Raw genomic sequence first — 1,283 nt, 5'->3', positions numbered from 1 at the left:
GCGTTCCGCACCGCGGCCTCCAGCGCTGCGCTGTCCGCGCAGCAAGCCAGCGGCTGCTGTTTGCCGTCGGCGTCGACCGGGATCCAGAGCCTGGCCTCCGGCCGGCCGACGGCGTGGCGCAGCAGCAATTCCGGCAGCCCGGCCAGCATCGGCATGTCGCAGGCGAAGAGCAGCGTGAACGGCGCCCGCGCTGAGGCCCCGCCGTCGTCGTCCCGTAACAGCGCCTGGACGGAGGCACCGCCGTCGTCGTCCCGTAACAGCGCTTGAATCCCCGCCGCGATGCCCGCTGCCGGGCCGGAGAACGGCGGGTCCTCCCGGGTGAGCGTCAGCCGCAGCGGCTGCGGGACCAGGGTGCGGCGGAAAGCTTCCACTTCCTCGGACAGGTCGTCGGGGCCGACGACGGAGATCCGCCGGGCCCCCCGGACGGCCTCCAGCGTGCGGCGCAACAGGGTGGACCCCTCGAGCCGCAACAGTGCCTTGGGGCTGCCGCCCAGGCGCGAGGACCGGCCGCCGGCCAGCACGACGGCGTCGAAAAGCGGAGCGGTCACGCGGCGGTATGGGTGTCGAGGAACTGGCTCCAGGCCGGGGCTGGACGGTCCAGGTCGCGGATCCGCCAGCGGGCGCCGCTGGGCGGCCGGGGCGTGAAGCGCAGGCTCCAGCCCATCTGGGCCAGCGTGCGGTCGCCCTTGGCGTTGTTGCAGCGCAGGCAGCAAGCCACCAGATTCTCCCAACTGTCTTCTCCCCCGCGGGACCGGGGCTTGACGTGGTCCACCGTGGTGGCTGTCTTCCCGCAGTAGGCGCAGAGGTGGTTGTCGCGGCGCAGGACGCCGCGGCGGGTCACCGCGGTGTCCTTGTTGTACGGCATCTTAATGTAGCGGTTGAGCAGGATGACCGAGGGGCGGCCCAGTATGTCGTTGGGGCCGACGACGGGGTCCCCGTCTTCGGCGATCACGCTGGCTTTGCCGGTGAGCACAAGAAGCAGCGCCCGGCGGAAGGTGACAACCGCCAGGGGTTCGTAACCAGCATTCAGAACGAGTGTGCGCATGCACATTCCTCTAGGTCTGGCCAACCCGACCGGTGCTTCAGATCCCGGTCCGGGACTGGATTTTCTGCACTGACAGTCAAAGAGTATGACGGCGAGTGCGTTCCGCGCTAACTTTTTCACCGCCCGTGGGCCATAGGAATGATGCCGCGGGCGGTCCGGTGGCGCGGCGACGGACACCCGCGGGGCCCACCTTGGGCCGTGGCGAGACCGGTCCGCGCAGGCGCCTAACCTCCTGACA

The 1,283-nt window shown here is 70.2% G+C and carries 2 protein-coding genes; both read right to left on the bottom strand.

Annotated elements, in window-relative coordinates:
* Positions 1-548: molybdenum cofactor guanylyltransferase (gene mobA / locus AC5RUJ_RS16595; protein WP_494156284.1), on the bottom strand; the 548-nt coding region annotated here is incomplete at its 3' end.
* Complete coding sequence (locus AC5RUJ_RS16590; protein WP_493979388.1) at positions 545-1,045, bottom strand: HNH endonuclease; 501 nt, start codon at positions 1,043-1,045, stop codon at positions 545-547. The genes AC5RUJ_RS16590 and mobA, both read right to left, overlap by 4 nt.
* Positions 1,046-1,283: the final 238 nt, after the last annotated feature.

Source organism: Arthrobacter sp. Y3223164, from assembly GCF_059091005.1.
The sequence above is the reverse complement of the archived record's forward strand: the minus strand, read 5'-3'. Positions and strand labels throughout refer to the sequence as shown.